The following is a 26,153-nucleotide window of genomic DNA, read 5'->3' as shown; positions in this document are numbered from 1 at the left end:
GATGTAAGTTGGGTGTTAAATTTTTTGAGATTATTTTAGTAGGTCTTTTATCTGAATCGTGTATTTGATGTTCTTCGCTAAAAAAGAGAGGAATACATACAAAATGATGAAAGAGGTGGGTATTTATGAAATTTTCGACTAAAAAAAAATTAGTTCTGGGGATGGCTCCTGCAATTGCACTGCTTGTATCGGGCGGTCTTTATGCAGAAGATATGGATAAATTCAAACTGGAAATTTCTTCACAAAGCGCAGATGCAGCTTTGCTGGAGTTGGGCAGGCAGACTGGCTCGGAAATTATGTTCAAACAAGGGCTTGATGTGCAAATGACATTGCCCGAATTGAAAGGTGAACACACCCTTGAAGCAGCTTTGAATACTTTGCTTCGTGGTACTGGTCTGACATACAGTTTTACTGCTGATGGATTGGTGGTGCTGGAGCAAGTTAAGCAGGAGGCAAGCGAAAGTAAAGAGGTCGAAGAAGTAGTAGTTACCGGTAGTCGTTTAAAAAATGTCACCACAGCATCACAAGTACAAATAATTACACGTGAAGACATTAAGCAACAAGGCCTGGGGTCCGTAGAGGATATTGTTCGTATACTCACTCAAAACGTAAGTAACGTGAATGCGGCCACTACCAATGATAACAGTATCACCGCGACAGGGGCACAAGGGCAGTCAGCTATCAACTTGCGTGGCTTGGGTACTAGTGCCACGCTAGTACTGGTAAATGGTCGCCGTTGGCCTCAGTCCTCTTTTTATGGGAACGGTACAGTAAACTTAAATGGTATTCCATTCAGTGCGATTGATCGGGTTGAGGTTTTGTTGGATGGCGCATCAGCTATCTATGGTGCCGATGCGCAGGCCGGTGTAATTAATTTCATAATGCGAAAGGATTATGTTGGCGGTGAAACTACAGCTCGTTACGAAGGTAGTCGTAATAATGGAAATATGTTTAGTCTAGAGCAAAATTTTGGCGTTAATTGGAATTCTGGACGCGCATTGTTGACGGTGAATTACAAGGAGAGTAAGCCGGTGAATTCAGTTAAAGCCGGGCTTACTACCTCAGATTTCACCTCTTTAGGAGGTAGTGACAATCGAGCGACGTATTATGCGCAGCCCGGGATTGTCAATTCTGCTGATTATACCCTTATCGGCTCATTGCCTGAGGGTGATGATGGTAGTGATGGTGTCGCAGGTAAGCTTTCGCCAGATAATGTGGTTCCGTTTGACCAGGCTAAAATACTGGGTAATCAGGCAACATCACTTTTTGAAAGCACGACAGCTTTTTTAACTGTTAGTCAGGAAGTTTTAGATTCAGTAGAGCTTTATGGCGAGTTAAGTTATTCGGCTAATGAGTCCACAAGCAGTTTTGGTGCACCTTATCTTTATTACACCCCCGTACCAACGACGAATCCTTACAATGATACTGGTGAAGAAGTATTGGTTACTACCATCTTTGCCACCGAGCTGCTTGCTGGCTTATTTGGTGATACTCGTGCATCAAGTGACCAAGATAGCTTGTCTTATACTTTGGGTGTAAAGGCTGCGTTGCCATTTCGAGACTGGGAGTTAGATTTTTCACTCAGTCGTTCTGAAGAAGACTTCTATTTTGCAGTTCCTCGCATGAATGATGCTCTCATGGCCCAACGATTGGCGGGCATTGATGAAGATGGTAATCCTCTACCTATTGAACAAATTGTTAATCCGTTTGGTGATGGTAGTGCGCAACACCCAGAGGCATTTGAAGGTTTAATGACTGTGCCAACGGATGGCTCATGGGCACCAAGTACAACAGGATCTGAAATGGATAGCTATCTATTGTCTGTTGAAGGCGGTGTGTTTGATCTTCCGGCAGGGGAGGTGCGGCTGGTAATGGGGACAGAGCATCGCACCGAAATTTTGGACTTTACGCAAGCTAACACTTTGGGGCTTTCGGTATTTGCACCAGAGCGTGAAGTGGAGTCGTATTTTGCTGAGCTGGGTGTGCCGCTTTTTGATGGGGTGCCTGGTATATATTCCCTGGACCTGAACGTTGCCTTGCGTCGTGACACCTATTCCTTCGAAGGGCCTTTCAACGGCCCAGATATGCCTTTTAGCAGTAAGGAGTTCACTCATACAGCGCCGAAACTAGAGCTGGCTTGGAAGCCAATTGAGTCGTTGAAGGTGAGAGCGAGTCAAGGTGAGTCATTCAGAACACCAACGCTACGTTCGTTGTTTAGTGAGCGGAGAGCTCCCTACATCGGATGGGACCCAATCGTTGATCCGTCGCGACCAGATTTGGGAGCTCAGACACCCCTTTGGACTACAGGGGGAAATCCTAACCTCAAACCTGAGACATCGGATAGTCTGTCCTATGGTTTTGACTGGGCACCTACTGGTGTATTGGAGGGGCTTTTCGTAAGCGTCACTCGAACCGAAATTGATATCGAGGGTATGCTTACCCGTTGGACAGAAGTCTTCTATGATGCACCAGAACTTTTGTTCGAAATTCCGGGAGTTGTTGATTACAACGCTGATGGTTCCATTAGGCAATTAAATTTCAGCTCGTTCAATTTGGCCAGCCGAACCAGTGAATCGACTGATATAAATGTTACTTATGACTTTGATACAGATGTGGGTTCGTTTCGAGCAGGGCTGAATGCCACTTATTATAGTGTGTTTAAAGATCAGCTTTCGGAAAAACATACCCCAAAATACGGTGATGGAAAGGATAATGGTCCTGATCGTATAAGAGTTCGCGGTTTACTGAGTTGGTTTAAAGATGATCTCAGTCTAAATTTTATTGCAAACTATAGCAGCAGCTATGAGCATAGTGGAGCTGGAATATATAGCCCTCAAAAGAAAATTAAATCTCACATGACTTATGATCTGACAGCTTCGTACTTGATGGAGGATTCTGGCTGGAAGTTTAATGGTGGTATCCGCGATGTATTTAACGCTGATTTTCCATTCTATGATGGCTTTGGGAGGCCGTGGGATCCCCGTCGTGTCGATACTCGTGGTCGACTCATGTATCTGGAAGTAAGTAAGTCATACAACCTTTATTAATTGCAATTGTTATTCTGCTTTCTTGAACTGATAGGGATGCAGATTTTTAAGCGCCGGGGGAGTACCCCGGCGTTGTAAGTTTGTCTGATAGTTTATGTATGTTCAGCATAGAGCTATAGGAAACCAAAAGTTGCATTGATTTTCGTATTGAGTATCGGATAGATATGTAATGAGTGGGGGTTATTACTTTATTTCTGTTGTTAATTCTAATGCTACCTTCTGCCGTATTTTCAAGGAGTTGGATCAAAACATCGAAAAGTTGGCTCTTCCCGAAACTAGCGAGTGAATACTGGTATCTGTAGTGGTGTCCGTGTACCCAAATGTAGTCAATGTGGGGGATGCTGATACCGTCACGGTAGTGATCAAGATGCGTATTCAGTCACACTGATGTGTGGGGCCGAGTACTCCTTATAAGACGGTCGAGTGGGCATTAGAGCTTCCTGAAGATGTTCGAAGGATTGGTTGTTGGCAGAAGCCACAATCACAATATTTAGCTGGATATTCGGATATTTTGATTTATCAAGGAGAGCAGGTATTTACCCATCAGTTGGTTGTCGATGATGCTCAAGGTGAACTAACTCTATTGGCGGTTTAGTTATCAAGCCTGCAATGAAGATATGTGTATGCGATCGACCGAAGTAACTATGACTGTGAAATAGCCCGTTTCGGCTGCCTTATATTCGGAGAGATTCTTAAATGAGAAAATACTTGGAGACTTTCAAATTAACCCTCAGTGGTGTGCTGACGATATTTGTAGCACTTCTATTGATGGGGTGTGCTAATCAAGTGAGTGCGGCTCCAGAGAAGTCCAGGCTAAGTATTTTGTATGTGGGATCGGATCCTAACAAGCCACTGAGTGATCGAGATAGGCGATTAACTGCTTTCCCTGAAAGAGTGGTTGAACTGCGTAAATCACGTTCACTGGACTTTGAGCAGTTTCTGAAGGAACACTTTGAAAAAGTATCGGTGGTTTACGGTGATACTTTTAAAGAGGGCATGAGTGCTAGTTACGATGTCACCATCATTGATGCCTATTTGCCCGCAATTGTGGAAAAGGGGGGGATGGTAGTTGATTCGGAAACTGGCGAACAGACTTATGTTCAACCCAAGTATCTGACCGAACAGTACAATGCTGCCATGGTGATGATTGGTGAGCCCTCGGCTTTTATCGGTGAAGGCCGTCAGCTGAAAATAGATCACCTTTGTTTGTGTCTGGATGCCCACGCTCACAGCATGAAATTAAATCACCCGATTTTCAATGTGCCATACAAAGTGGAAATTAATTACGAAGAGAGGGAAACACCGGGTAACTATAAAGCTCGATACACTGGCCGCCATTTGGGCGATACCATGCCCATGTGGCGTATGCAAATCGAAGGTTATGAGGACGGTAAAGGGTTTCCGGTTGGTTTGGTTTCCACTGGCTACGGTTTTGATAATGGTATTGATGCGGAATGGATCTCCAGTGGCACCTGTATCAAGGGAGTAGAAGCTATGGCGATTGGCCGTCATGCTAATTTTTTACACTGGGGATTTGCCGGAGCGCCTAGGTATATGACCGAAAGTGCTAAGTTGGCTTTCATCAATTCAATCCACTACATTGCTTCTTTCAAAGGGGCTAAACAGGTAACACGTAAAATTAAAGGTGTTAGGCTTAAAGGGTACAACATAGAGTCGCAGTGGATGGTATCGGATCAGGGGGCTGCTGCTTGGTTGGCATACATTGATGAGGCGCGCATCGAGTCTGTCCAGCGGAAAGCGGAGATTCAGGCTAAAAAAGAAGCTGGCGAGCCGTTAACAGACCAGGAAACCAGGTTGCTTGAACTTCCAGATCAACCTAAAGAAACCCGTGCTTGGACTATCCAATATGAGTCAGATCACCTGAAGGAAAAATTTGGCCAGAATTGGGCCGCCTACGAGAAATACTACGCTGAAAATATGGATTATTTTTATCCTTCCGCTGATCAGTGGCATGAGAAAGATCTGGATGAAGATGCCAAGTCGCTGGGTATTGCAGTCGGTAATTTGGGATTGTTAGAAGCAGCCGTGGGTATGCTTGTGAAAGGAGAACAAGTCGATATGGCCAATCGTATTCTGAATCGATATACCAATGAGTCTTTCCAGAGTGCTACGGAATGGAGTGCTTGGCTGAAAGCTAACTATGAGCGCCTGTATTTCTCGGAAGGTGATGGTTACAAATTTATTGTTCTTCCTGAGGGTTAGCAGTCCTCTCATTTCAATTATATAGGGAGAATCTCAAGGTATTAATTTGGCACTGTCCTTTGAGGCTTCCTCAGCAACGGGAATATATGAAAATAAATCATTGACTCTGGTTGTATATTGGAAATGAATTAAGTGTATAGGGTTTACGCCCTATGTGATGGTTAATGTAGGGCTGAAAATAGAATATTTTTAGATTTTTATAAAAAAGGAAGAGAGATATATGAAGAAAGTAATGAATGTTGGACTTTTTCTGGCGCTTATAGGGAGCTGTGAAGTTTTGATCGCTGGAAAAAACAAATGGGATGTCTCTTTTGAGCAAGGGTACGGCGTTGAAAAGTATAAAAGATATCAGCCGATGGGAACTCCAAAAGGTACTGAAGTAATTCTTGAAAAGCAACCTAATGGTGCCTTGGTGGGCTTTATTCAGTTGCCATTGGAAGCTGGTAAGGGGCGGATGGTAAAGCTAACTGAAAGTAGAACTGGAAAAGGGTATGACCGGTTGGTTGTTGATACTGATAACAACGGGTCTCTTGATAATGATGTGGTTTTGTCGACTGAGATTAGTGTCGGGAGGAATGCTTATTGGTCTACTTTCTCATCAAGTTTGCGGGTGATGTACTCGGCTGGCAAAGTTGATTTCACTCGAGAATATCCGGTGGCGCTGTGGGCTGCTACTGACGACCTGACTAAAGCGCCTGACACATTACGATTTTCTTCCCAAGGGTTTCTTATTGGTGAAGTACTGATAGAAGATGTTAGACATTATGTGACATTGTCGGACTCGAAAAATGATGGAGATTATGGTGGTAAAGGAGATATTTGGTCAGTGCGGGCAGCTACGGAGATGGAATCAAATCGTTCCTCTCGGTACATTGGTGACTTTGTCTGGTCTGGTGATAACGCTTATCTCTTAACCTTAAGTGATAGTTCTGCTCGAGAGGGTATTCTTCGTGCTCATAACCCCGGAATTACAAAAAAGGATGATTTGATCAAGCGTGATCCATACCACTTTGATCGTCAGGCCAAGCGTGCAGCAAAACCGGTGCAATTTAGTCACGATATTGAAGCTAGTATCAAGCAGGCACAAGCAGAAGGTGCTGCTTACTTTATCGATTTTGAAACCACTTGGTGCGGCGCTTGCAAGCAAATGGATGCGATGGTCTATGTTGCCCAGGAAGTCGTTGATGTGGCCAGTGAAATTATTTGTATTAAAGCTGATGGTGATGAGGAAGGAGCCTTAATCGAGAAATACAGTGTGGAGGCATACCCAACGGGTATTTTATTTTCCGCAGAAGGCAAGGAAATCGCCCGTTTTGTCGGTTATCAGAGTGTGGCTGAGATGAAGGCGTTTTTTCAGCAGGCTGCAAAGAAATAATTTTGGTTTTGGAAGGGGCGCTCTGGTATAAATAAACCAATCAGGATCATTTTTCCAGGTGTGCCCCTGTGTGGCTGAGATCATTAATTGCTTCGGGCTTTCATGGTTCCGCAGAAGCTGTAAAACTACTCAAATAACTCACGCAGATATTTGAAAATCTTACGGCTCGCCGCAGGCGGCTTTTGCTGTGACTGCTCTTTTTGAGCCTGACGAATCAACTGGCGCAATTTTTGGCGGTCGGCATCCGGTTGTTCTTCCAGCAGTGCCGTGACGGCGTCATCACCTTCTTCGATCAAGCGATCGCGCCACTCTTCCAGTTGGTGGAAATGTTGACGAAAGCCACGGCTTTGCAGCTGCAGGTTTTCCATTTGCTGGCGGATTTCGGTGACATCTATGTCGCGCATTACCTTGCCAATATATTGCAGCTGGCGACGACGACCCTCGCGGTTTTTCAGGCGACGGGCCAGCATAATGCCTTCGAGTAGCACATCCGGCAGGTCAAATTTTTCCAGCTGTTTTTCAGGCAGGTCGACAAGATCCTCACCCAGTTTTTGCAGGGCGAGCATGTCTCGCTTCATTTCGGATTTGCTGACCAGGATTACCTCTTCAGGTTCGTCCGGGTCTTTGCCGTAATCTTCAGGAAAATCAATCATTGTTCAGCGTTACTCAAGGAATAAGGTCTCAGGGAATAAGGTAGAGGCTGGCGAGGCCCAGGAAGGCAAAAAAGCCCACCACATCAGTAATGGTAGTCAACACCACGCTGCCTGCCAAAGCGGGGTCGATATTCATGCTTTTAAGGGTGATCGGCAGCACTGCGCCGGCCACGGCCGCGGTGATCAGGTTAATGACCATGGCAGCGCCTATCACCATGCCAATATCGGGGTTGTAAAAAGCACCGGCAACGGCGCCCATGACGGCCGCCCACAACAGGCCGTTGATCAGGCCGACGCCAAATTCTTTGTTAAGCAGCCATCCGAGGTTGCTTCGGCCGACCTGGCCTTGTGCCATACCGCGAATCACCACAGTCAGGGTCTGGCTGCCGGCAACCCCGCCCATGCTGGCGACAATCGGCATCAGTACGGCCAGGGCAACTATATCTTCAATCGTGGCATCGAATTGTTTGATCACAATTGCCGCGAGAATGGCGGTCAACAGGTTGATGCCCAACCAGATTGCCCGGCGCGGGGCGGTGCGGCGTACCGAGCCAAAGGTGTCTTCTTCGTCACTCAAGCCTGCCAGACCGAGCAGGGAGTGGTCAGCCTCTTCGATAATTACGTCTACCACGTCGTCAATGGTGATTCGGCCCAGTAGCTTGCCTTGTTCGTCCACTACAGGCGCAGATACCAGGTCATGGCGTTCAAACAGGTGAGCTACTTCACGATCAGCCATGGTGGCAGGAATTGCCTGTACGTCGGTGAGCATAATCTCCCGAACGGTAGTGTTAGGACCGGAAGTAAGCACTTTTCGCAGTGGCAAAACACCCAGAAAGGTGTCGTTTCGATTGACGACGAACAGGTTGTCTGTGCCGCTAGGCAGTTCTTCGTGGCGGCGCAGAAAGCGCAGTACCACATCCAGTGTGAGGTCCGGGCGTACGGTGATGGTGTCGGTATCCATCAAGCCGCCAGCGGTATCCTCGTCGAAATTCAGAATACTTTCGATGCGATGACGGTCTGCACTGGTCATTGATTCCAGCACTTCCGAGATTACCCGGTCAGGCAATTGCTGGAGAATATCGGCTACGTCGTCGACGTCGAGGCCTTCGGTCAGGTCAACGAGCTGCTGGCTGTCCATGCGCAACAGGAATTGGCGCTGGACATCTTCTTCCAGTTCCTGCAGTACCTCACCTTCAAACTCTTTATCAACCAGCTCCCAGAGTACATGACGCTCTTTGGGGGGAGAGGCTTGGATCAGGTGGGCAATATCCGGCGGAGAAAGCGAGTTGAGCATGTGCTGGGTATGACTCAGCGTGCCGGAATCCAGGGCTTCGCTGATACGATCCAGATGCGCAAGATGATTGGACGAATCCTTCGCAGGCTGCATCGTTTCCCCCGGTGGTTGTGATGATTTATTTGGTGTCCAGTTTACTGATTTTGAAGAAAAATTTATAGCGCTGAATTACTGCGAGAAGATCGGTAATGCGCTTGATGAGTGGGTCAGTGGGATAAAATGTGAGTTATTGCTCTTCACCAAAGCAGTCGGCGATAAGGGCGTCAATGGCAGCGAGAGCATGTTTTTCATCCCTGCCATCGATCTCCCACTCTAGTACGGTGCCTTTACTGGCAGCCAGCATCATTACGGCCATGACGCTTTTTGCGTCGACCAGTTTCCCGTTGTGCCCGCAGCGAATGGTGCTGGCAAACTGGTTCGCTGTTTGGGCGAGCTTGGTGGCTGCTCGAGCGTGCAGGCCCAATTTGTTGATGATGGTCAGTTCGGTATTGATCATGGGCTCTATTGATGCCGGCCGATGCTGAATTTGTCAAGTTCCAGTCTGGCCCTAGTCGAGCTCGCGATGACGAACCTGCACCGGATTGCTGAGTCTTTTCTTGAAGTATTCTGCCAGTTTGTTGCTCAGGTAAACGGAGCGGTGCTGACCGCCAGTACATCCTATAGCGACGGTCAGATAGCTGCGGTTATTGGCCTGGAACTTGGGGATCCAGCGTTCCAGGAATCCGGTGATATCGGCAAACATATGTGCGACATCTACTTGTGCTTCCAGAAAGTCCACTACGGGTCGATCCTGACCGGTAAAGGCCCGAAGCTCGGCTTTCCAGTAGGGATTGGGTAGGCAGCGGGCGTCAAAAACAAGGTCCACGTCCACCGGCACACCGCGTTTAAAACCAAAGGACTCAAACAGGATTGTCATGTCGCCCCTGGTATCCGGGGAAACCTGTTTTTTGATCAGGTCCCGCAACTGGTGCAGGGTCATTGAGGTGGTATCTACCACGCGATCGGCGATCATGGCGATGGGTTCGAGAATTTCCCTTTCCCAGTCGATAGACTCCTTTAAGCCAAGGTGCGTGGTGCTGAGCGGGTGCTTGCGGCGTGTTTCACTGAAGCGTTTAAGCAGGGTGGTATCGCCTGCATCGAGGTAGATTACCTCGTAATTGACGCCAGCAGCCTTGAGTTGATCGAGGATGCCGGGAAAGTGCTCCATGTCATCAATCAGGTTGCGGGCGTCAATGCCAACAGCCACCTGAAGGTCTTCTGGCTCGTTGCTGCTTTTCAGCTGTTCAAACAGTGCCGGTAGCAGGCCTGCCGGCAGGTTATCAATGCAGGTAAAACCTACATCTTCCATTACATGTAACGCTGTACTTTTCCCCGACCCTGAACGGCCGCTGATTACTACCAAGCGCATTTCACAATCCTTGTTATTCTTTTTGAATGTTTATTAGGCTGCCCGGTTAACTGTAGCAGCACGATACAGCTCGTCATCGCTTTGCGCAGATCGAAGTTTCGCCCGTTGAGCAGGATCCTGCAATAGTTCGGCGATATTTGACAGGGTGACGAGATGTTCGTCGTTGTGTTCCTCAGGAACCACTAGTGCAAATACCAGATCCACCGGCTGACCATCTATGGAGTCAAAATCAATGGGCTGCTCAAGTTTCAGCAAAATGCCATTGGTTTGGTCAAAGCCGGGCAGGCGGCAGTGGGGAATGGCAACGCCTTCCCCAATGCCAGTGCTGCCAAGTCGCTCCCTGGCCAACAGTTGCTCAAATAGTATTTCGGCATTGGCATAGGGACTTTTCTCTGCCAGGAAATGGGCGAGAAATTCCAGCAGTCTTTTTTTACTGCCAGCTTTGGCGCAGCAAAGCGTGCGATCGGGAGCGAGGATTTCTGAAATTAGCATTGTTGCTGTAACTGTTCCGAGTGGTCGTATTAGCGACCGCGTTGTTTCTGTTTGTGCTTGATCAGTTGTCGATCCAGCTTGTCCACCAACATATCGATGGCGGCGTAAAGGTCTTCGTGCTCACTGTCGGCAAACAATTCGCCACCACTGACATGGACGGTAGCTTCGGCTTTTTGAACCAGCTTGTCGACAGTGAGAATAACGTTGGTGGTGGTAATACGGTCGCTGTGTCGCTGCAGGCGATCCACTTTATTGGTGACGTAGCTTTTGATGGGATCGGTAACTTCAAGGTGGTGTCCGCTGATGTTGAGTTGCATTGTATGCTCCTTATCTCAGTGCAGTGAACTGCGGTGACTATTAGTCAACAGGCCCTGGGCTTTTGCAGCGAGCCGACTATTGCCTGCGCTGGTACCGTTTGCGTTCGCTCGACGAAGGTATGTTAAGACTTTCGCGATACTTGGCGACGGTGCGCCGGGCAACCTGAATACCTTTTTCTTCAAGTATAGTGGCCAGTTTGCTATCGCTCAGCGGTTTGGCCGGATTCTCTTCTGAAATCATTTTTTTCAGCATAGCGCGTATTGCGGTAGATGAACACTGTCCTCCACTTGCTGTGCTGACATGACTCGAAAAGAAGTACTTCAGTTCATAGATCCCTTTGGGGGTGTCAATGTACTTTTGGGTTGTGACCCTGGAGATGGTGGATTCATGCAATTCCAGGCGGTCAGCAATGTCTGCCAGTACCATCGGTTTCATTGCTTCCGGACCCTGTTCCAGGAACCCCTGCTGGGACTCGACGATGGCTGTTGCCACTCTCATCAGGGTTTCATTGCGACTCTCAAGGCTTCGCAGGAAGGTGCGTGCTTCTTGCAGGTTATCGCGCAAAAAGCGGTTTTGGTCACTGCTATCTGCCCGGCGGATGAGTTGGGCGTAGCTTTGATTGATGCGGATGCTGGGGGTGATGTCGTTGTTGAGCGACACTTGCCAGCATTCGTCTTTACGGCTGACCCGTACATCGGGAACGACATACTCGATATCGTTGCTTTGAATAGCATCGCCGGGCCGTGGTGAGAGTCTCTGGATCAGATCTACCGCAGATTCCACGTCTGCAGTTGGCAGGCCGGTTCTGCGCTCAATCTGTCGATAATCGCGGCTTGCGATCAGGTCGAGGTGGTCATTAACCAGTTTGCGAGCCTCGGCCAGAAATGGGGTATCTGATGGCAACTGTCCCAGCTGTATCAGCAGACACTCCCGAAGGCTACAGGCGCCGACGCCGGGCGGGTCAAACTGCTGGATTCTGTGCAGTACCGCTTCGACTTCATCCAGCTCTACCGGGTCTTCTTCGTCAACTTCTGATTGCAGGCCCTGCCAAATCTCGTTGATGGGCAGCTTCAGGAAGCCATCCTCGCCTATGCCATCAATAATGTTGGAGCCGATGATGCGGTCCCGGTCGGACAGGTGAGAGAGGTTTAGCTGCCACAGCAGGTGATCCTGAAGGGATTCGGTAACGGTTTGCACGCTATCAAAGTCGCGGCTTTCTCCGTTAACCGGGGTGTTGCTGCCGGAGAGTCCTGCAGTAGCCTGGAAAATATCGTCCCAGTTGGCGTCGACCGGCAGGTCATTGGGTATTTCGTTGCTCCAGTCGTCTACGCCATCAGCATTTGATGTGGAGCTTGATTCGGAGGACTCCTGGGAGTCGTCGCTTGTCGACCCGGCGTGGTCATCTTCTTCGGCGAGTTCCAGCAACGGATTTTCGTACAGGGCCTGTTGAATCTCCTGTTGCAAGTCGAGCGACGACAACTGCAGCAGCTTGATAGCTTGCTGAAGTTGAGGCGTCATTGCCAGGTGTTGTCCGATTTTGAGTTGCAGGCTCTGTTTCATGTACGACTTAGACTACGAGAAAACGCATGTTCTTGAATGGTGCTTCAGTGTAGCGCCGCTATTGCTGCTGGTGCAACGATTGAACCGGGACGGGCTTATCAAAGCTGAAAGTTCTCACCCAGGTACACATTGCGTACTTGCTGGTTTGAGAGAATGGCTTCAGCGCCACCCTCGGCAATGACACGGCCTTCCCCGACAATATAGGCTCGCTGGCAGATATCCAGAGTTTCACGTACGTTGTGGTCGGTGATTAATACACCAATGCCTTTGTCACGAAGATGACGAATAACGAACTTGATGTCATTGACCGAAATCGGGTCAACACCGGCAAAAGGTTCATCAAGCAGAACAAACTGTGGCTCGGTGGCCAGTGCCCTGGCGATCTCAACTCGACGTCGTTCACCGCCGGAAAGGCTCATGCCCAGGCTGGTGCGAATGTGGGTGATGTGGAACTCTTTGAGCAGCTCTTCCAGCTTCTCTTTGCGTTGTTTGCGATTGAGATCTTTGCGTGTCTCCAGAATCGCCATGATGTTGTCCTGAACACTCAGGCGGCGAAAGATGGAGGCTTCCTGTGGCAGGTAGCCGATTCCTTGACGTGCGCGGCCATGCATCGGCTGTTTTGTGATGTCTTCGCCATTGATGGTGATGGTGCCACCACCCTGTGCAACCAGTCCGACAATCATGTAGAAACAGGTGGTCTTGCCGGCGCCGTTGGGGCCCAGCAGGCCTACGATTTCACCGCTGTGAACCTTGAGGGTTACGTCCTTGACGACCGGGCGACGCTTGTAGGACTTGGCGAGATGGCGGGCTTCAAGAGTCGCCATCTTTTTCTTCCTTTTGTTTTTGTGGCGGGAAAACGGTTTTTACGCGCTCATTTTTACCGGCGGACATGCCACCAGTTGAGAGGTCGTAAAGAATGCTGTCACTGGTTAACAAGCTGCCATCTTCACGAGTGATATTGGCATCTTTAGTGAGTTCAATTTTTTCGTTTGAGTGGTCGTAAAAAATTGTATTGGCAGTGGCCACAACAAGGCCTTCTTCCGGATTGATTTCTTGCTGGAAACGAGCTGGCTGACCGTTGCAGGTGAGGCTTTCAATCGTTCGTTCGTTGGTCTCGTGGTTTACTGCCCACTTGACGGTCACAGTGTCTGCCTCAATCCGAATTGATCCTTGGGTAATGATTACGGAGCCGGTGTACGTGGTGATGTGCTCCAAATCATTGAGCTCATACAGGTCGGCCTCGGCTTTGATACGCTCTTTCAAGTCGTTCTGAAGGGCGATAGCACCAGTGGCACCCATTGTTACGCTCAGTGCTGGTATTACTATCCATTTCAAAAGGTGCTTACTTGGCATCGTACTGGCTTTTAACTCGCGATTGTGGGTTCAGGCCCAGTTTGTAGAGGCCTCTTTCCAGTTCGGCGGTCATGCCGACACCGGTGGTTAAACTTTCGGGTGTGGTTAGTGTAACCGGTTTGTCGGTTTCAGCGAATTTTTTCTCGAAGTGAAACGTCAGCTCCGGGGTGGCTATCTTGTTGTATCTGTTACCAGTCAGAGTTTGCTCCGCAAGCACTTCTCCAGACAACAGCATTTTTTTGTCCTTCTCTGTGATAACACCTTTTTCTGCGGTCAATACCCATGGGGGGCGTTTGTCCTGATGTGCGGTTACCACTGGAGAGGAAAGCTCAAAGCGCTCTTCATTTTCATAGTGCTCACTGCGCACTGTATTGAGTTGAAACTGCAGTTGGCCGTTTTCGCCAAACTGCCGAGTCTCGGTGTTTGTCATAAAGACATTTGCCTTGGGGTTGGCGACGGTAGTGGTTTTGCTTTTGAAAAACTTTTCAGGAGGTGAATCCCAAAAGTCTATAAAGGCAACAATGCCTGCCAGCAGGATGATGAAAATCAGCGAAGTGCGAATCATGGCTGCCTCACATTCCCTCTTACATTACCCCTGCACGAAGAATATCGTGCATATGCAGTACACCGCAGGGCTGTTGTTGCTCATTCTCCACAACCAGGGCGGTAATCTTGTTGTCTTCCATAATGCGCAGCGCCTCGGCGGCCAGCATCTCCTGAGAGACAGTCTTGCACTTGCGGGTCATAACGTCGCCCACCTGGGCGCTGTTGATGTCGACATTCTGGTCAACTGCTCTACGCAGGTCACCGTCGGTGAAAACTCCCAGCAGCTGTTGGTTGTTATCAACAACGGTGGTCATGCCAAATCCCTTGCCGGTCATCTCGATGAGTGCCTTGCGTACCGAGCAGTCGCTGGTCACTCGTGGCACTTCGTCACCTTTATGCATGATGTCGGTTACTTTCAGTAGCAACTTGCGCCCCAATGCACCGCCCGGGTGTGAGAAGGCGAAATCTTCTGCGGTAAAACCTCGCGCTTCGAGAAGAGCTACGGCCAGAGCGTCGCCCATAACCAATGTGACCGTCGTACTGGAGGTTGGTGCCAACCCAAGTGGGCAGGCTTCATTGGCAACACTGATATCAAGGTGTGCTTCGGCGGCCTCTGCCAGCGGGGAGTTCGGGTTGCCAGTCATACTGATCAGTGGAACACCCAGTCGTTTGATCAGTGGCAGCAAAGTAACTACTTCCCCAGTAGAGCCAGAGTTGGACATCGCCAACACAACGTCTTTTTCGGTGATCATGCCCAGGTCGCCGTGGCTGGCTTCACCGGGGTGTACGAAAAAGGCTGGGGTGCCAGTGCTGGCCAGGGTGGCCGCGATCTTGCGGCCAATGTGCCCGGACTTGCCCATGCCTGTTACCACCACTCTCCCTTCAACAGCCATCATCAACTCACAGGCGCGTACAAACGCTTTGTCGATGCGTCCTTCCAGTTGCTGTACTGCTTCCGCTTCGATTTGAATGGTGCGGCGGCCGGTGTGGATCAGGCTGTCAGGGGTGACGGGTTTTGGGGTCATCAGTTTCGGTGTCCGACGTCAAAAAAGTTAAGGCGCGTAGTATAACCGAGATCACGCGCCGGGTCGCAGATGAGATGGCTCTGGATATTGTTGAATCAGCCGTGAACCAACAGAAGGTAGTTGTAGCCAAACCAGAGAAGCAGCAGTGTTATACCAAAGCGCCTGCCGAGACGTCCGGCTTGCTGGCTTGATTTTCCGCGCAGCGAAAGCCAGATTGCCACGACTAGCAGTGCAGTCAGGGCAGCCATAGCGACATAGTCACGACTTAAAACACCTGATTGCAATGTGATTGGGCTGATAATGCCGGGTACGGACATTACCGCCATCAGGTTGAACATGTTGGAGCCGATCACATTGCCAAGTGCGATATCGTGCTGACCCTTGATTGCGCTCATCACGGAAGCGGCCAGTTCTGGCAGGCTGGTGCCGATGGCTACGACGGTAAGTCCAATAACCAGTTCGCTGACACCGAAGTGAGTGGCAATCTCTTTGGCGCCCCATACCAAGGCTTCCGAACTGACCAGCAGCACCGCAAGGCCAACTACAAACCACAAAATGGCCGCGCCGGTTGAAATGTCGGGTATTTCCTCTTCTTCTGCCACTTCAATTGGCGAGAGTTCGCGCTTTTTGAGGTGGATGGTTAACCAAAGTGTTGGTACTAACAGGCCCAGTAACAAAAGCCCGTCGAGGCGGCTGAGGTAGTTGTTGGCCAGTAAAATACCAGCCAGGGCGGTCACTCCGAGAAGTACCGGAGCTTCCTGCTTGAGCAGGTGCCACTGGCTGGGTAGTGGGGCAACGAGAGCTGTAACCCCTAGCACCAGGCCAACGTTGGCAATATTGGAGCCAAGCGCGTTGCCGATGGCAATGTCACCTGAACCGGAGAGGGCGGCGTTCACGGCGACAAAAATTTCCGGCGCTGAGGTGCCGATAGATACAAAGGTCAGGCCTATAATTAAAGGCGAGATACCGAAATTTTTGGCGCCACCGGCACTGCCGGCTACAAAGCGGTCGGCACCCCATAAAAGGCCAATCAGTCCAAGTACAACAGCGATAGAGGCGGGTAGCATGGCGGTCATTTGAGCATTTTGTCCGGTTGTATAGTGTTCCGTGTATAGGGGTGGCAATGTTATAGTGCGCGGTCGCTGAAGTCAGCTGTTAAAGGAGAGTTAACAGCGTCTTGACCAAAAGTTAACCAGTTCAAAGAAATACTGACTGGGATGGGCGGCCGTTGAATCTAAGCGGCATTGCTGGGTCAAAGCGAAAATGAACAGGGATTCGTATTGATATGAAACTGAGAAAAGCTGCTTGTATGAAACATATTTTGATTGCCTTTCTGATGATGTTGGGCTGTTTGGCGAATGCTGCTGAGGGAAAAACTGTCGAGCCGGATCAACTGGTCCAGGAGATGACCAACGATCTGCTGAACTCAATGGAGCAGTATCGCGAAACCGTAGATGCTAATCCTGAACCGTTTTTTGATTATCTGGAAAGTCGTCTCAATAACATAATTGATTTTCCCTGGATCGCCAAAAATGTGATGGGGCCCTATCGCGATGGGGCTACTGATGATCAGCAGGAAAGATTTGCAAAAGTATTTCGCCGCGGTCTGGTGGAGACCTATGGTCGTGGTCTGCTCAGTTACAGTGATGAAAAAATTGAAGTGATGCCGCTGGAAGGTGGCGCTAACGGCAAACGAAAAGTTAGCATTGATCAGAAGATTTACGGTAAAACCGATGTTTACCCTGTGTCATACAGCATGGGATTGAACCGCGACGGCGAGTGGAAGATTACCAATGTGATACTGAATGGTGTCAATCTCGGTAAAACATTCCGTAACCAGTTTATTCAAGCGGCCAAACAGCATGACGGCGACATTGATAAAGTTATTGAGAATTGGGCGGCCAAGGTTTAACGCCTTCGTTGTTTGTTAAGGAGCGAATATGCAGCCTGAAGAGGTTAAACAAGTACTGCAAGAGCAGATGCCGGATTGCCAGATCAGTGTTGAGAGTGAGGGTGGTCACTATCGCATTGTTGCAATTGGTGAAATTTTTGAAGGCCTGCGAGCGGTTAAGCGACAGCAGCTGATTTATGCAGCACTGAACAGCCATATCGCCAGCGGAGCAATTCACGCAGTTTATATCACCGCAAAAACTCCCGCCGAAGTGCAATAGCGCTTTACTATTTTTAGAAGCTACAATCAGGTCTAGACCCAGATGGATAAATTACAGATAGTCGGGGGCGCACCGCTCTCTGGTGAGATTCGTATTTCCGGTGCCAAAAACTCCGCGTTGCCGATTATTGCTGCATCGCTGTTGGCGGAACAGCCGGTGCACATTGGCAACATTCCACACCTGCACGATATCACCACTATGGTAGAGCTCCTCGGATGCCTTGGTGTCAGTGTGGTGGTGGACGAGAAAATGCAGCTGGAGATCGACAACAGTACCTTGCATAGCCACACCGCTCCCTATGAACTAGTTAAAACAATGCGCGCCTCTATCCTGGTGCTGGGCCCAATGCTGGCTCGCTACGGGGTCGCAAATGTCTCCTTCCCTGGAGGTTGTGCCATTGGCAGCCGTCCGGTTGATCTGCACTTGCGTGGTCTTGAGCAGATGGGTGCCAAAGTGGAAATTGATGGCGGTTATATTAAGGCTACCAGCGACGGTCGACTGAAAGGTGCGCACATCTTTATGGATACAGTTACCGTGGGCGGTACTGAAAACCTGATGATGGCAGCTGCACTGGCTGACGGACAAACCGTTATTGAAAACGCCGCCCGCGAACCGGAAGTGGTGGACCTGGCCAACTGTATCAATGCCTGGGGTGGCGATGTTCGTGGTGCCGGAACCGATACATTGGTTATTAATGGTGTCGAACGCATGGGTGGCGGTAGCTACCGCGTAATGCCGGACCGTATTGAGACCGGAACCTACCTGGCGGCTGCGGCGGCCACGCGCGGTCGTGTGAAACTCAAGGATACTGACCCCAAATTTCTTGAATCTGTGCTCTTGAAACTGGAAGAGGCGGGTGCCGAAATTACCTGTGGTGAGGACTGGATCGAGCTGGATATGAAGGGCAAGCGTCCCAAGGCAGTCAGCTTGCGCACTGCGCCATACCCAGGATTTCCTACAGATATGCAAGCGCAGCTTACGGCAATGAATGCGGTTGCCGAAGGTGTAGGTATGGTGACAGAGACTATCTTTGAAAACCGTCTGATTCAGACTCATGAACTTAATCGCATGGGCGCCAAAATTACTTTAGAGGGCCATAATGCCATGGTTACCGGTGTTGAGCGCCTTAAAGGTGCGCCGGTAATGGCTTCCGACCTTCGTGCTTCTGCCAGCCTGGTTATTGCTGGACTGGTGGCTGATGGGGAAACAATTGTCGACCGCATTTATCACATTGACCGCGGTTACGAATGCATTGAAGAAAAAATGCAGCAATTGGGTGCCAACATCAAACGCATTGCCGACTGACTTGAATAATTTTCCGGGCTGATCATGACTGAGCAACTCACTATTGCACTGACCAAGGGTCGTATTCTCAAAGAGACCCTGCCGCTGCTGGCCAAGGCCGGTATTGAGCCGCTGGAGGATATTGATTCCAGCCGCAAGCTCGAATTTGCTACCAATCTTGAGCATGTTCGCCTGTTAGTGTTGCGCGGCTCCGACGTCACCACCTACGTTCAGTATGGTGCGGCGGATGTTGGTGTGTCTGGGAAAGATATTCTGCTGGATCACGGCGGTGAAGGTTTGTATGAGCTGCTGGACCTGGGTATTGCCCGTTGCCGGCTGATGACCGCCGGATTGGTGGGCAAGTCGCTGCCGAAAGGTCGCATTCGGGTTGCCACAAAATATACTGAAGTTGCTCGGCGCTATTACGCGGAGCAGGGGCGTCAGGCGGATCTGATCAAGCTTTACGGTGGAATGGAATTGGCGCCGCTGATCGGTTTGGCCGATGAAATTGTCGATATCGTGGATACTGGCAATACCCTTCGCGCCAATGGTCTGGAAGAGCGTAATCACATTGCCGACATCAGCTCCCGATTGATCGTCAATCATGCCTCTATGAAGATGAAGCACCGCATTATTCACAAGCTGATCGATCAGCTTCGCGACGCGGTGGCATCCAATGGCTGACTCAGTAAAGATTCAGCGGTTAAGCGCTGACACCGACAATTTTTCCGAGCAACTTTCCGGGCTGTTAGCTTGGGAAGCTGTTTCCGATGAGCAGGTTGAGCAAACCGTTCGCAATGTCATCGCCGACGTTCGCCAGCGTGGTGATGAGGCGATTGTTGAGTACACCAATCGGTTTGATCGCCGTGAGGTGGAGGCGGCTCAGGAGCTTGAGCTGAGTCAGCAGCAGTTGAGTGATGCGCTCAATGAAATTCCGGCTGAGCAGCGTCGTGCGCTTGAGCGGGCGGCTGAACGAATTCGCAGTTACCATCAGCACCAGAAGCAGGAGTCTTGGCAATATCGCGAAGCCGATGGCACGCTGTTGGGCCAGAAGATCACCCCGCTGGATCGGGTTGGTATCTATGTGCCGGGAGGCAAAGCCAGTTATCCCTCTTCTGTATTGATGAATGCGATTCCGGCAAAGGTGGCTGGTGTTGCAGAAATTATCATGGTTGTTCCGGCTCCGGATGCGGTTTTGAGCCCGATGGTTCTCGCCGCCGCCGCTATTGCCGGTGTTGATCGCGTCTTTACCATTGGTGGTGCCCAGGCGGTTGCTGCACTTGCCTACGGGACTGGGTTCGTGCCGCGCGTCGATAAAATTGTCGGGCCGGGAAATATTTACGTAGCCACCGCCAAGCGCATGGTGTTTGGTCAGGTCGGCCTCGATATGGTGGCGGGTCCTTCGGAAATCCTAGTGGTATGCGATGGCAATACCGACCCTGACTGGATTGCCATGGATCTGTTCTCGCAGGCTGAACACGATGAGGATGCCCAATCTATCTTGATCAGCCCGGACGCTGATTTTCTCGATCGCGTTCAGGCAAGCATTGAGCGCTTGTTGCCGGAGCTGGAACGACAGGAAATTGCCAGAACATCGCTTCAAAATCGCGGTGCGATGATTCAGGTAGCTAACCTGGGACAGGCCGTTGAAGTGATAAACGCCATCGCTCCAGAGCACCTGGAGTTGTCGGTTGAGGATCCGGAAAGTCTGCTGCCTGGTATTCGTCATGCCGGAGCGATTTTTATGGGTCGCTATACGGCTGAGGCTCTTGGTGATTACTGTGCCGGACCCAATCACGTATTGCCTACCTCTACCACGGCACGTTTTTCGTCGCCGCTGGGCGTATATGATTTTCAAAAACGCAGCTCTTTGATTATGTGCTCCGCAGAAGGAGCTTCTGAGCTGGGTAAGGTGGCATCTGTTCTTGCCCGTGGCGAATCGTTGACGGCCCACGCCCGTTCGGCGGAATACCGAATCAAGTCGTAACGCTGCGCATACATTTTATTTGTCGAATCTATTTTCTGAGAGAGCTGCTGTGAGCAATCCGTTTTGGAGTGATGTGGTTTCTGTGCTGGAGCCTTATGTGCCAGGCGAACAACCGGTGATTGAAAATCTGGTCAAGCTCAATACCAACGAAAATCCCTATGGCCCATCCCCCAAAGCGGTGGCAGCCATGCAGTCTGCTATTGGCGATGATATGCGCCTGTATCCTGCGCCTAATGCAGAGAAGCTTAAAAATGCCATCGGCGAATTTTATGGCGTGGACCCAGCCTGTGTTTTTGTCGGCAATGGTTCCGATGAGGTACTGGCGCATATTTTTCACGGCCTGTTGAAACACGATAAGCCTATCCTGTTTCCGGATATCACATACAGTTTTTATCCAACTTACTGCAAGCTCTATGGTATCGATTTTGATGCGATACCACTCAATGATGAGTTGGCTATTGATCTGGCAGATTATCAACGCAGCAATGGCGGTATTATTTTTCCTAACCCCAATGCGCCAACTGGTCGTTTGTTGGCACTTGAAGCGGTAGAACAGCTGCTGTTGAGCAATACTCGCTCCGTGGTAGTGGTGGATGAGGCCTACATTGATTTTGGTGGTCAATCGGCAGCAGCCCTGATCAATAAGTATCCCAATCTGGTGGTGGTGCAGACACTATCAAAATCCCGCTCCCTGGCGGGCTTGCGGGTTGGCTTGGCCATCGCCAATCCGGAATTGGTTGAAGCGCTTGAACGCATCAAAAACAGTTTTAACTGCTACCCGCTGAGTCGTGTTGCAATTGCCGGTGCAGTGGCCGCCTTTGATGACAGGGAGTACTTTGAGCAAACCTGTCAGCAGGTTATCGACAGTCGAGATAAATTGGCCGCTAACCTTGAAGCGTTAAACTTTGATGTTCTGCCTTCGGCGGCGAACTTTGTGTTTGCTTGCCACCGTGAAAAAGCAGGTGCTGAATTACTGAGTGCTTTGCGCGAACGTGGAGTTGTAGTGCGTCACTTTGCCAAGCCGCGCATTGATCGGTACTTGCGAATTACCGTTGGAACCGATCAGCAAAACCAGCGGTTTATCGATGCGTTAAACGAGATTCTTGCGAGCGATTAGATAACTTTAATTTGTCGGCGTGGTCTCTGGAGTTGCTTCTGCAACTGCGGTCAGAGTTAAGGCTTCGCCGCCGCGAATAATCGACATTGTAATCTCGTCACCAGGGACCATGTTGGCTGCCATGTAGCTCAAGTGCGCCTGATCCAGGGCGCTGTGATTATTAACATGGGTAATAAGGTCGCCAGCTTTTAACCCGGCTTTTTCGGCTGGGCTGCCAGCGACAATTTCCAGTACTACCAAGCCGGCGTAATCGCCCAGTCCCAGTCTTGTGGCTTCGTCAGCCGTCAGCGCCTGTACATCGTTGACGCCCACCCAGCCTCGAATTACGCGGCCGTGCTCGACAATATCTTTCATTACCTTGTTAACCGCCAGATGGCTCGGTATGGCAAAGCTGATACCGTAGGTCTCTTTATCCAGGATCTGGGTGTTAATACCCAGCAGATTGCCATGAGCGTCTACCAGTGCACCGCCCGAGTTGCCCGGGTTGATGGCAGCATCGGTTTGAATGAACTGGGTAAACTGGTTGGCCATCAGGTTCTGGCGGCGGGTTGCGCTGATGATGCCCTGGGTAACAGTCTGTCCAACCCATTGCGGGTTACCAATTGCCAGGACCACATCGCCAACCTGGGCATTCATTGAGTCCCCGATACTGATTGGTGATACACCTGGCAGGTCTACTTTGAGTACGGTCAAGTCGGTGGTGACATCGTTGCCGACAATCTGGGCAATCGCTGACCGGCCATCGGCCAGTTGCACCTGAATCTGCTCAGCACCCTGTACTACGTGATAGTTGGTTAGGATGTGACCCTCTTCGCTGAGAATAACGCCAGAGCCCAGGCTGGTTACTGGTCGAGAATTTCGCGGGCTACGCAAGTTGAAAAACTGTTGGAAAAAAGGGTCGTCCAGAATCGGGTTGTATCGGCGGCGGACTTGTTTGGTGGTATATATGCTCACAACCGATGGTGCAGCTCTTCGTACCGCTTCGGCATAAGATACCTGTCCATTCCAGTCGCCATTGGCTGTGGGTGAAAGGCTATCTGTTGGGGATGGATCTTCTGGTTGGGCAATCTGCAATTGCGATGGAAAAAGCCAAAGTAAAACGGCAGCAGCAATCATACCGGCGACTACCGGCCAGCCGATAAAGCTAAGCAGTCGAACCATTAGGCATTTCCCTTTTCAAGTCAGTAGTTGATGATTATTGTACAGATAGTGAGAGCGAAAAAAAGCGGGGAAATTCCCCGCTTTTTTATGTGTTTAAGCTAGTACTGACAGGCGCTAATCGTCAGACAGCTTTCAGGGTCGGGTCCTGATCGTCATCATCTTCCGAGTCCAGATCGTCGTTGGCCATTTCATAGGCCGGGCGTGATTCCACCCCATAATCTTCTTTCAGGCCATACTCTTCGCTCAAAATGCCACCCGGTGCTTTTGGTGCGTAATCTTTTGGTGGTTCCGGTGCTGTATCACCCAAGGTCAGGGATGAGGCTTGCTTGGCAGTGGAACCGGTCAGTGATCCGGAGCCGGCATTAAGCAGCTGCCTGCTGATATCCGGGTTGGCCAGGTGCATGGCGCTTGCGGCAAGGTGCTCGCCTACAGCGCGATAGCTTTGGGTCATATTGTTCACCAGGCTGGCAGTTTTGATGAAGTGGGTACTGACTTCCTGCTGGTAGGCTTTTAATTCGTCTTCGGCTTGTTGCAGTCGACTCTCCAGTTCCCGGCGTTGTTTTTCTTCCGGGTGGGAAAGGCGGGTCAACAGAATACCGATGGCGGCACCAACGGCGAGACAGATCAGGGCGGTGATAATAATTGCAGTGGTCAATCGACTTCTCCTGGGTACAAACTAGGTTAAGTATAACAAGTCCTTGTATACCGACATCATATAAGCAAGTGTGTCGGATGCTGCCTACTTGAATCAAGGTTTTTTTTGCCAGCATAATGCGCGCCCATTTAAATTCGGGCCTGTTCGCACCAATTGAATACATAAAATATTCAATTAGTGTGAACAGGCCCTAGGCTACAGGAGCTGCCATGACCCCGGACACGCCATTGGAGCGTTACCGTCGCGATCTGAAAAAGGATGGGTTTAACTACGATCCGTCGCAGGAGCTTGCCGTCAAGAAGCTTCAGGATCTCTATGAGCGACTGGTGGCGGATTGGCAAGATGAGCGGCAGCGTGGGACTCTGTCGCGGTTGCTCGGGCGCCTGGGGCGAAAGTCGCCTGAGATTACTGTGCAGCGCGGGCTTTATTTCTGGGGTGGGGTTGGTCGTGGCAAAACCTACCTGATGGATAATTTCTTTGAAAGTCTGCCTTTTGAGCAGAAAATGCGTGCGCACTTTCACCGTTTTATGCGGCGTGTTCATCAGGAGTTAAAACAACTTGATGGAGTGAAAAACCCACTGGAGAAAGTTGCGGATCGATTGGCAGCTGAAGCTAGGGTGCTTTGCTTTGATGAGTTTTTTGTCTCTGATATAACCGATGCCATGATACTGGGTACGCTGCTGGAGCTATTGTTCCAGCGCGATGTGGCGCTGGTGGCTACCTCAAATATTGTTCCTGATGGTCTCTATGCCAACGGCTTACAGCGTGCCCGGTTCTTGCCTGCAATTGCGCTGCTTAATAAACACACCGAGGTGGTCAATGTAGATGGTGGGGTCGATTACCGCCTTCGCGCGCTTTCCAAAGCACCTCTTTACCACAATCCGCTGGGTGACCAGGCTGAGGCTGCCCTGCAAACTGCTTTTTCAAATCTGGTGCCGGCAGTGGGTGAGGTTAACCATGATCTTGCGCTGGAGGTGGAGGGCCGCCCCATTCATGCGCGCAGTGTCGGGGAGGATGTGGTCTGGTTTGATTTTATGGCGATCTGCGATGGCCCTCGAAGCCAGAACGACTATATTGAAATAGCAAGAGAGTTCCATGCGGTGCTGGTCAGCGATATTCCCCGGCTGGGACGTGAAACCGATGATCAGGCCCGACGCTTTATAAATCTGGTGGATGAGTTCTATGATCGTGGGGTCAAACTGGTGATCTCAGCAGCGGTGCCTCTGGTGGAGCTCTACGCTGGCGGTAAACTGGAGTTTGAATTCGAGCGCACTTGCTCCCGATTGCTGGAAATGCAGTCCCACGAATACCTGGCGAGACCGCACCGCCCCTAGTATTTGGGCTAAATCGTGTGTGGTTCAAAAAGCAGTTGAAATGGCTGCGCTACTTAGGTAGTATTCGCGCTCTTTTTTGGGACGAGCCCCGAACTCAAACCCGAAAGGCTTAACTGGCCAACAGGCAGGAAAAGATGAAAACATTTAGCGCTAAATCCGAATCTGTACAGCGCGACTGGTACGTAGTCGACGCAGCAGACAAAACTCTGGGCCGCCTGGCCGCGGAGATTGCCAAGCGTCTGCGCGGCAAGCACAAGCCGGAGTACACTCCTCACGTAGACACCGGTGACTACATTGTTGTAACTAACGTTGAGAAAATCCGCGTTACTGGCAACAAGGCGAAGGACAAGATTTATCACAGCCATACCGGTTACCCGGGTGGTCTGAAGTCCATCAGCTTTGAAAAGCTGATCGACAAAGCTCCTGAGCGCACTCTGCAGAATGCTGTTAAAGGCATGCTGCCGAAAGGCCCACTGGGTCGTGCAATGTTCAAGAAGCTGAAAATCTACGCTGGTAGCGAGCATCCGCACGCTGCTCAGCAGCCCCAAGAACTGAACATCTAAGGGACGCGAGAACATGGCAGACAATCAATACTACGGTACCGGTCGCCGCAAGACCTCTTCCGCTCGTGTTTTCCTGAAGGCAGGTAGCGGTAACATCACCATCAACGATCGCACCATCGAGCAGTACTTTGGTCGCGAAGTGGCCCGCATGATCGTGCGCCAGCCGCTGGAAACCGTTGATATGGTTGAGAAATTTGACCTGAAAATCACTGTAAAAGGCGGTGGTAGCTTCGGTCAGGCTGGCGCTATTCGCCACGGCCTGTCTCGCGCCCTGCTGCAGTACGACGAAAACCTGCGTGCACCTCTGCGTGCTGCTGGCTTCCTGACTCGCGACGCCCGTGAGGTTGAGCGTAAGAAAGTCGGTCTGCACAAAGCACGTAAGAAGCCTCAGTTCTCCAAGCGTTAATTCGCTGCGAGCACTCTGCTTCAAAAAAGCCCGGATTCATCCGGGCTTTTTTGTGCCCGATTGTTTTTGGTGGCTGTCAGGTGGTGGGTGGTTATTTTTTTAATTGATTTTTATCAATAAAAACAACGAATTAACCCTAGTCTTCAGAGGGCCTCTCTTGTCAAAAATGGCACTTTTCTTT

26 protein-coding genes are annotated in these 26,153 nt (G+C 50.2%); 12 read left to right on the top strand and 14 right to left on the bottom strand.

Going from position 1 to position 26,153, the window contains the following annotated elements; genetic code table 11:
* Window positions 1-125: 125 nt before the first annotated feature.
* From QP938_10775 to QP938_10765, 3 genes are all read left to right on the top strand, one after another.
* Complete coding sequence (locus tag QP938_10775) at window positions 126-3,047, top strand: TonB-dependent receptor (GenBank protein ID WIO73773.1); 2,922 nt, start codon at window positions 126-128, stop codon at window positions 3,045-3,047.
* Between the two features lie 696 nt (window positions 3,048-3,743).
* Window positions 3,744-5,270 (top strand): hypothetical protein, encoded by a 1,527-nt coding sequence (locus tag QP938_10770; GenBank protein ID WIO73772.1) that lies wholly within the window; start codon window positions 3,744-3,746, stop codon window positions 5,268-5,270.
* Window positions 5,271-5,490: 220 nt separating this feature from the next.
* Window positions 5,491-6,645 (top strand): thioredoxin family protein, encoded by a 1,155-nt coding sequence (locus QP938_10765; GenBank protein ID WIO73771.1) that lies wholly within the window; start codon window positions 5,491-5,493, stop codon window positions 6,643-6,645.
* 125 nt (window positions 6,646-6,770) lie between these two features.
* Here QP938_10765 and yjgA read toward each other — a convergent pair whose 3' ends face one another.
* The 12 genes from yjgA to QP938_10705 all read right to left on the bottom strand — a co-directional run bounded on the left by yjgA (window position 6,771) and on the right by QP938_10705 (window position 16,370).
* Window positions 6,771-7,298, bottom strand: a complete 528-nt coding sequence (gene yjgA / locus QP938_10760; protein WIO73770.1) for a ribosome biogenesis factor YjgA — start codon at window positions 7,296-7,298, stop codon at window positions 6,771-6,773.
* 28 nt (window positions 7,299-7,326) lie between these two features.
* On the bottom strand, window positions 7,327-8,685 hold the full coding sequence (mgtE, locus tag QP938_10755; protein ID WIO73769.1) for a magnesium transporter: 1,359 nt from the start codon (window positions 8,683-8,685) through the stop codon (window positions 7,327-7,329).
* A 133-nt stretch (window positions 8,686-8,818) separates the two neighbouring features.
* Window positions 8,819-9,088, bottom strand: a complete 270-nt coding sequence (locus tag QP938_10750; protein ID WIO73768.1) for an HPr family phosphocarrier protein — start codon at window positions 9,086-9,088, stop codon at window positions 8,819-8,821.
* Window positions 9,089-9,139: 51 nt separating this feature from the next.
* Complete coding sequence (gene rapZ, locus QP938_10745; GenBank protein WIO73767.1) at window positions 9,140-10,000, bottom strand: RNase adapter RapZ; 861 nt, start codon at window positions 9,998-10,000, stop codon at window positions 9,140-9,142.
* 33 nt (window positions 10,001-10,033) lie between these two features.
* Window positions 10,034-10,492 carry a PTS IIA-like nitrogen regulatory protein PtsN gene (gene ptsN, locus QP938_10740; protein WIO73766.1) on the bottom strand — a complete coding sequence of 153 codons (459 nt, stop codon included), beginning with the start codon at window positions 10,490-10,492 and terminating at the stop codon, window positions 10,034-10,036.
* Between the two features lie 29 nt (window positions 10,493-10,521).
* Entirely contained in the window at window positions 10,522-10,809 is a 288-nt protein-coding gene (gene raiA / locus QP938_10735; protein ID WIO73765.1) for a ribosome-associated translation inhibitor RaiA, read from the bottom strand.
* Between the two features lie 76 nt (window positions 10,810-10,885).
* Entirely contained in the window at window positions 10,886-12,370 is a 1,485-nt protein-coding gene (locus tag QP938_10730) for an RNA polymerase factor sigma-54 (protein ID WIO73764.1), read from the bottom strand.
* A gap of 98 nt (window positions 12,371-12,468) precedes the next feature.
* Complete coding sequence (lptB, locus tag QP938_10725; protein ID WIO73763.1) at window positions 12,469-13,194, bottom strand: LPS export ABC transporter ATP-binding protein; 726 nt, start codon at window positions 13,192-13,194, stop codon at window positions 12,469-12,471.
* Window positions 13,181-13,705, bottom strand: a complete 525-nt coding sequence (lptA, locus tag QP938_10720; protein WIO73762.1) for a lipopolysaccharide transport periplasmic protein LptA — start codon at window positions 13,703-13,705, stop codon at window positions 13,181-13,183. Before lptA ends, lptB begins: the two co-directional genes overlap by 14 nt.
* A gap of 7 nt (window positions 13,706-13,712) precedes the next feature.
* Window positions 13,713-14,288: an LPS export ABC transporter periplasmic protein LptC gene (gene lptC, locus QP938_10715; protein ID WIO73761.1), complete on the bottom strand. Its 576-nt coding sequence runs from the start codon at window positions 14,286-14,288 to the stop codon at window positions 13,713-13,715.
* 19 nt (window positions 14,289-14,307) lie between these two features.
* Complete coding sequence (locus QP938_10710) at window positions 14,308-15,294, bottom strand: KpsF/GutQ family sugar-phosphate isomerase (GenBank protein ID WIO73760.1); 987 nt, start codon at window positions 15,292-15,294, stop codon at window positions 14,308-14,310.
* Between the two features lie 95 nt (window positions 15,295-15,389).
* Entirely contained in the window at window positions 15,390-16,370 is a 981-nt protein-coding gene (locus QP938_10705) for a calcium/sodium antiporter (protein WIO73759.1), read from the bottom strand.
* Between the two features lie 233 nt (window positions 16,371-16,603).
* On the opposite strand from QP938_10705, the gene QP938_10700 reads away from it, so the two are divergent.
* Genes QP938_10700 through hisC form a run of 6 tightly spaced genes read left to right on the top strand, consistent with a single transcriptional unit; the run spans window position 16,604 to window position 21,853 of the window.
* On the top strand, window positions 16,604-17,206 hold the full coding sequence (locus tag QP938_10700; protein ID WIO73758.1) for an ABC transporter substrate-binding protein: 603 nt from the start codon (window positions 16,604-16,606) through the stop codon (window positions 17,204-17,206).
* Window positions 17,207-17,234: 28 nt separating this feature from the next.
* Complete coding sequence (locus QP938_10695; GenBank protein WIO73757.1) at window positions 17,235-17,465, top strand: BolA/IbaG family iron-sulfur metabolism protein; 231 nt, start codon at window positions 17,235-17,237, stop codon at window positions 17,463-17,465.
* Window positions 17,466-17,507: 42 nt separating this feature from the next.
* Window positions 17,508-18,770, top strand: a complete 1,263-nt coding sequence (murA, locus tag QP938_10690; GenBank protein WIO73756.1) for a UDP-N-acetylglucosamine 1-carboxyvinyltransferase — start codon at window positions 17,508-17,510, stop codon at window positions 18,768-18,770.
* Between the two features lie 24 nt (window positions 18,771-18,794).
* A complete protein-coding gene (hisG, locus tag QP938_10685; GenBank protein ID WIO73755.1) occupies window positions 18,795-19,433 on the top strand; it encodes an ATP phosphoribosyltransferase in 639 nt (212 codons plus the stop codon).
* Window positions 19,426-20,736 carry a histidinol dehydrogenase gene (hisD, locus tag QP938_10680; GenBank protein WIO73754.1) on the top strand — a complete coding sequence of 437 codons (1,311 nt, stop codon included), beginning with the start codon at window positions 19,426-19,428 and terminating at the stop codon, window positions 20,734-20,736. The genes hisG and hisD overlap by 8 nt, the downstream gene beginning before the upstream one ends.
* Window positions 20,737-20,785: 49 nt before the next feature.
* Window positions 20,786-21,853: a histidinol-phosphate transaminase gene (hisC, locus tag QP938_10675; GenBank protein WIO73753.1), complete on the top strand. Its 1,068-nt coding sequence runs from the start codon at window positions 20,786-20,788 to the stop codon at window positions 21,851-21,853.
* Between the two features lie 6 nt (window positions 21,854-21,859).
* Here hisC and QP938_10670 read toward each other — a convergent pair whose 3' ends face one another.
* Window positions 21,860-23,014: a trypsin-like peptidase domain-containing protein gene (locus QP938_10670; protein ID WIO73752.1), complete on the bottom strand. Its 1,155-nt coding sequence runs from the start codon at window positions 23,012-23,014 to the stop codon at window positions 21,860-21,862.
* 121 nt (window positions 23,015-23,135) lie between these two features.
* On the bottom strand, window positions 23,136-23,669 hold the full coding sequence (locus tag QP938_10665; GenBank protein ID WIO73751.1) for a DUF1043 family protein: 534 nt from the start codon (window positions 23,667-23,669) through the stop codon (window positions 23,136-23,138).
* Window positions 23,670-23,878: 209 nt separating this feature from the next.
* Here QP938_10665 and zapE point away from each other — a divergent pair, with 209 nt between their 5' ends.
* The 3 genes from zapE to rpsI all read left to right on the top strand — a co-directional run bounded on the left by zapE (window position 23,879) and on the right by rpsI (window position 25,972).
* Window positions 23,879-25,003 (top strand): cell division protein ZapE, encoded by a 1,125-nt coding sequence (gene zapE, locus QP938_10660; protein ID WIO73750.1) that lies wholly within the window; start codon window positions 23,879-23,881, stop codon window positions 25,001-25,003.
* A 134-nt stretch (window positions 25,004-25,137) separates the two neighbouring features.
* Window positions 25,138-25,566, top strand: a complete 429-nt coding sequence (gene rplM, locus QP938_10655; protein ID WIO73749.1) for a 50S ribosomal protein L13 — start codon at window positions 25,138-25,140, stop codon at window positions 25,564-25,566.
* Window positions 25,567-25,579: 13 nt separating this feature from the next.
* Window positions 25,580-25,972, top strand: coding sequence for a 30S ribosomal protein S9 (rpsI, locus tag QP938_10650; protein WIO73748.1), 393 nt, complete (start codon window positions 25,580-25,582; stop codon window positions 25,970-25,972).
* Window positions 25,973-26,153 lie beyond the last annotated feature (181 nt).

Source organism: Porticoccaceae bacterium LTM1, from assembly GCA_030252795.1.
Lineage (GTDB): Bacteria > Pseudomonadota > Gammaproteobacteria > Pseudomonadales > Porticoccaceae > SCSIO-12696.
The sequence above is the reverse complement of the archived record's forward strand: the minus strand, read 5'-3'. Positions and strand labels throughout refer to the sequence as shown.